Genomic DNA, 6068 nt, shown 5'->3' with positions numbered 1-6068 from the left:
CTTTTATCTGGATGCGTGAACAGCTGGCGCTGTGTATTGGCCTGCGGCGGCGCGGCTGAATACAGATTTTAAGACTTCCCCGTAGCGGGTTACGGACTCTCGTGCGATGGGATTGTTCGGGAAGGAAATCATCAGCGAGACTTCGTCGAAGAGGCGGATTACCGACATATACAGGTATGCCGGGCTCCTGCCGTCGTTGTAGGCGGTTGCATTTGATCCTGCCAATGCGGTAGCGACCACTGCGGAAAGTGGGGGGAGGCCGACGTCCATGTAGTTCATCATGAAGAACTGCGATCCATACTTTGGCAGCCAGGGCGCTAATTCTAAGACGCGGTCGAAAGGTATCTGGGCGAGGGTGATGTTCTCGTCGAATGACGCCTGAGTGGCACGGGCGGTCTCGAGGAAAGAGTTCGGGTCGACGGTCACGCTGAACGGGATTACCCCGGTGAACCAGCCCATTGTCATGTATTCTTCGGGCGTTTGGCGCTTATCGACTGGGGTGAGTCCGTAGTAGGTTTCCTGCCCGGTCAATTCGTAGTTTGCCAGGGCTGCGCAGGCGAACAAGCCACCGCTGAACCGAGCGCCCGCTGCGATGCAGTCGTCTTCGAAACGGGCTGTTTGCTCTGGGTCCATCAGCGGCACCACCATGAGGTCGCCGCCACAGAGCCTTGACTGCTCACCCAGCGGCAATGGGAAGTCCGCCGCGCCTCCACCGTTGGTCTCGGCGAACTCGATCCATTTGCGCACTTCCGGGGAATCCAGGGTCATGGATTCCGCGTGTGCCCGCTCCCGCATGCAGAAGTCCTCATGGCTGGCGGTGCCGGACAACATGATGGGCGGTTTGCCCGCTACCAGCGCCTGGTAATTCGCCAGAATCTCTACATACAGTCCGGTAATCAACGCCGGGTCGCAGTGGAGATGATCGACAAGTGCAAACAGAGTGCAGTAATCCTCATGCTGGATAAGGCCAAGCCTGAAGCAATCCCACTGCAAAGGATTCGGGGTGGATAAGACCAAGTCCCGCCATTCGGGCTGTGTCAACTCGCCATGCTGAATCGGAGCAAACTGGATGTCACGAGGATTGCTGATCCGGTGCCGAAGGATATTGTTGTCGTCCGTGACCTCAAACCAACTGCGGTAGGTTTCATGACGGCGAAGGTGCGAATTGATGACGTGCGTCATGGTGCGGATATCACACTTACCGGGCATCTCCCAGGAGCCCATGACCAGCCGGGAAAACTCTAGTCCCCGCTCCTGCTCGAACTCGAGAAATTTACGAATATGAGCAGCTTGCATCGAACTCGGCGGCGCCTCAACTACCGGTGCTTGTCGGGCTTTTGCCACCGAGGCAGGTGTTGGCTGCCACGTCACCACCGGACCCGGTCCAGGCTCCCAGTCATGGACTATTCCCACGCCAATACTGGTACCTGCTGAACCCCCACCTATGATCACGGTCCCTCCTCGATTTCCGGCCCTGCAGTGCAGTTGGCGCTTGGGTCCATTCCTACCTCACGAAGGTGCTGCAATGTCGCCTTTTGAGGTCAATTTGTCGTAAAGGCGGTCCGCCAGACCCTGGATGGTGGTGATGTCGGATGCACTAATGCGTATCCCGGTTTCGGCACCGATGTGGGTGCGCAGTTCCTGGCTACCAAGTGAGTCAAGGCCATATTCGGCCAGCATGCGGTCGGCGTCGATGGTGCGTCGCAGGATCAGGCCGATTTGCTCGGAAAGCAGGCGCCGTAGCCGCCCGGGCCACTCTTCTTGAGGCAGCTCGGCCAGCTCGGCCAGCAATTGGCTTGCGCCCGAACGCTGTTTGCCCAAAGACTTGAACATCTCCGCGAACGGGCTGCGCTGAGCAAAGGCCGTCAGCCAGGGTGATCCGATCAGCGGGGCGTAGCCGGTGTAGGCGCGGTTGTGGCGCAGCAACGCCTCCAACGCGTAGGCACCCTCCTCCGGAGCAATCGCGTCGCCGGCTTGCTCGGCAAACGTCGTCGCGCGACCAATCTCGGCCCACGGACCCCAGGCGATCGAGGTCGCCACAAGACCCTGTGATTTGCGCCACTGGGTAAACGCGTCCAACCAGCTGTTGGCCGCCGCATAGGCACCCTGACCCGGCGAGCCCACCAACGCCGCCGCCGAGGAGAACGAACAAAACCAGTCCAACGGCTGGCCGGCTTCCATCTTCTGCACGGCCTCATGCAGATGCCACGCACCGTGGACCTTAGGCGCCCAGTCACGCTCGATAAGGTCCTCGGTGATATTGGCCAACATGGCATCCTCAACCACCGCCGCCGCGTGCAGCACACCACGCAACGGCAACCCCGTAGCCGTGGCTGTTGCCACCAACCGCTGCGCCGTGCCCGCGTCGGCGATATCACCGCACTCCACCACCACATCAGCGCCGATCGCACGCACGAATTCGATGGTCTCCAACGCCTTTTGACTGGGCTGCGAGCGCGAACTCAGCACGATCCGACCCGCACCACCGTTGGCCATCTTCTCGGCCACAAACAAACCCAACCCCCCCAGACCACCAGTGATGATGTAAGACCCATCACCACGGAACACCCGGACCTGCTCAGGAGGCAACACCACACTGCTACGCCCCGCGTGCGGAACATCGAGAATGAGCTTGCCGGTATGTTCGGCCGCCCCCATCACCCGAATCGCAGTAGCCGCCTCGGCCAGCGGGTAATGCGTGCTTTCAGGGAGCGGCAACTGACCGTCTGCAACGCGTTGATACACCGTGGCTAGCAGGTCGCCGATCCCCCGCGCCTGGCTACCTGCCATCAGGGCCAGATCGACGTAATGGAACGAAATGCCGCGCCGGAACAGGGAAAGGTCCAATCGCGTGCTGGAGTAGATGTCGCGTTTGCCGATCTCGACGAAGCGGCCGCCCACGGCCAGCAGTTTGATCCCGGCGCGTTGTGCGGCACCGAACACCGAGTTGAGCACGATGTCCACGCCGTAGCCGTCGGTGTCGCGGCGGATCTGCTCGGCGAACTCCACACTGCGCGAGTCATAGACATGCTCAATCCCCATGCCGCGCAACAGGTCCCGACGCTTCTCACTGCCCGCGGTGGCGTAGATCTCGGCCCCGGCGGCACGCGCGATCGCGATCGCCGCCTGACCCACCCCACCGGTTGCCGAATGGATCAACACCTTGTCACCGGCCTTGATCCGAGCCAGGTCCTGCAACCCGTACCAGGCGGTGGCGCTCGCGGTGGTCACCGCGGCGGCCTGGGCATCGCTTAAACCCTCGGGCAGCTTAACGGCCATGCGGGCATCACAGGTGACAAACGTGCTCCAGCAGCCATTGGGCGACATGCCCCCGACATGATCGCCGACCTTGTGATCGCTGACCTCGGGCCCCACCGCGGTCACCACACCCGCGAAATCGGTACCCAACTGCGGTTGCTGGCCATCCGCGGTCTGGTACAGCCCGAACGTGACCAGCACATCGGCGAAGTTGATGCTCGACGCGCTGACCGCCACCTCGATCTGCCCGGGCCCCGGCGGCACCCGGTCGAACGCCGCGAACTCCAACGTTTGCAGGTCACCGGGGGTGCGGATCTGCAAACGCATCCCGGCCTCGGCATGGTCCACAACGGTGGTGTGGCGCTCCTCGGGCCGCAGCGGGGCCGGGGACAACCGGGCCGTGTACCACTCGTCATGGCGCCAGGCGGTCTCGTCTTCATCGATGCCCTGCAACAGTTGGCGCACCACCGACTCGGCGCCGGTGTGCTCGTCGACATCGATATAGCTGACCTTCAGGTGCGGATGCTCAGCACCGATCACCCGCAGCAACCCACGCAACCCACCCTGCTCCAAATTGGCACGGTCGTCGGACCGCACCGTCTGAGCGTTGCGCGTCAGCACGTAAAACCGGGGTTCTTGGCCCATGATCTCCGGGAGTTCGCGGGCGATGCGCACCACATGCTTGACGTATTCACCGCCACGCACCACCGACTCCGCATCCGGGTTGCCGTTGTGCGGCGCCGTAAGCACCACCACACCGCTAAACCCGCCAGTCTTGAGCTGATCACGCAGCCGCCCCGCCTGAACCCCATGATCGGCCTGAAACGGCCACGACATCGTCGTGCATTGCGCGTCGTGCACCTTCAACGCATCCGTCAACTCGGCGGCCACCAAATCGGCGGCATCACTGGTGCTGACCAACAGCCACGTCCCAGGCTCGGCGTGACTCTTCTCGGGCAGCTGACGCTGATGCCACTCGATGCTCAACAACCGCTCACCCAACACCCGATCATGCTCGCTACCCGGCGCGACACCGGTGCCCATCTGCAGCCCACGCACCGCCAACACCACGACACCGTGCTCATCCAACACATCCAGGTCGGCTTCCACACCGCAACCGCCCGCGGTCACCGTCGTCAAGCAGTACCGGGCGCCGCGCGCCGAGCCATAGGCACGCAACCGGCGCACACCCAACGGCAACAGCAAACCACCACCACTGACACCCTGCACGGCAGGATGGGCCGCCACCGACTGAAAACACGCATCCAGCAACGCCGGATGCACACCATAAGCACCCTGCTGCGCCCGAATCGAACCCGGCACCCCAACCTCAGCCAACACGCTCGCGCCACCCGTTTCCGGCGCCGTGTACACCGCCGCCAACCCAGTGAACGCCGGACCATACTGAATACCGTGCAGGTCAACCCCCTGCCGCAGATCACCACCGGTCACCGGATCCGGATGCTTACCCAGCAAAGCCGCAACACCCCACGCGGGCGGCCGATCACCGTCCTCGACAGCATGCAACACCGCCGAAGCCCGCCGCGAACGCTGCCCCTCCTGATCGGTCTCCACCACAAAGGCGACCACACCAGGCGCCTCCACCGTCGCACTCACCCCAACCGGGGTCTGCTCATCAAGCAACAACAACTGCTCAAACCGCACATCACGAACCTCGGACCCCACACCCAAACCCGTGCCCGCCGCGGCCAACGCCATCTCGCAATACGCAGCCCCCGGCAAAGCCGCCGTCCCATGAATGCGATGATCGGCCAACCACGGCAAAGCCGCGGTACCAACCTCACCCTGCCACACATGACGCTCCGGCTCCTCAGCCAACCGCACATGCGCCCCCACCAACGGATGCACCGAAATCGTCGACGCCCCATGCGCCCGCGAATCCTGACCACCAGGACTCAACAACACCCGACGATGCGCCCAAACCGGCAGCGGCGCATCCACCAACCCCCCCCCCGGATACAGCACCGAGAAATCCACCGCCGCACCCGCTGCATACACATCACCCACCAGCCCCCGCAACCCATACGGCAACGGTTGCTCACGCCGCATCCCAGCCAACGCAGCCACCGACATATCCAGACCGCTCGCGGTCTGATTAACCGCATGCATCAGCAGCGGCTGCGGCGACAGCTCAACAAAAACCCTGAAGCCGTCTTCGAGCGCGGCCTGCACCGCCGCAGTAAAACGCACCGTGTGCCGCAGGTTGTCCGCCCAGTAGTAGGCGTCGCAGTAGAGCTCCTCACAGGGGTCGAACGATGTCGCCGAAAAGTAGGGCACCTCCGGGGTCAGCGGGGTGATATCGCCCAGCACCTCAGACAACTCGTCAAGGATCGGATCAACCTGCGGCGAGTGTGACGCCACGTCGACGGCCACCTCGCGGGCCATCACATCACGCTCTTCCCAGGCCGCCACCAGATCACGCACCGTCTCAGTGGCCCCACCGATCACCGTCGACTGCGGCGAGGCCATCACCGCCACCACGACGTCGTCGATGCCACGGGCCATCAATTCCGAAAGCACTTGCTGGGCAGGCAATTCCACCGACGCCATCGCCCCACAACCAGCGATGCGGGTCATCAACTTCGAGCGCCGGCAGATCACCCGCACCCCGTCTTCCACCGACAGCGCCCCGGCAACCACCGCCGCCGCCGACTCACCCGACGAGTGACCGATCACCGCGCCCGGCCGCACCCCGTAAGACTTCATCGTCGCCGCCAGCGCCACCTGCATGGCAAACACGGTCGGCTGCACCCGATCAATGCCCGTCACCACCTCCGGTGCCGACATCG

The 6068-nt window shown here is 63.2% G+C and carries 2 protein-coding genes; both read right to left on the bottom strand.

What is annotated here, in order from left to right; translation table 11 throughout:
• Positions 1-3: 3 nt before the first annotated feature.
• On the bottom strand, positions 4-1344 hold the full coding sequence (locus MSIMFI_RS26830; RefSeq protein WP_224770480.1) for a condensation domain-containing protein: 1341 nt from the start codon (positions 1342-1344) through the stop codon (positions 4-6).
• Positions 1345-1509: 165 nt separating this feature from the next.
• Positions 1510-6068, bottom strand: a 4559-nt coding sequence (gene pks2, locus MSIMFI_RS26825; RefSeq protein WP_191499960.1) for a sulfolipid-1 biosynthesis phthioceranic/hydroxyphthioceranic acid synthase, incomplete at its 5' end; no start/stop codon positions are given.

It is taken from the genome of Mycobacterium simulans, assembly GCF_900232995.1.
GTDB lineage: Bacteria > Actinomycetota > Actinomycetes > Mycobacteriales > Mycobacteriaceae > Mycobacterium > Mycobacterium simulans.
Note: the sequence above shows the minus strand (reverse complement) of the source record. Positions and strands in the feature narration are given on the sequence as shown.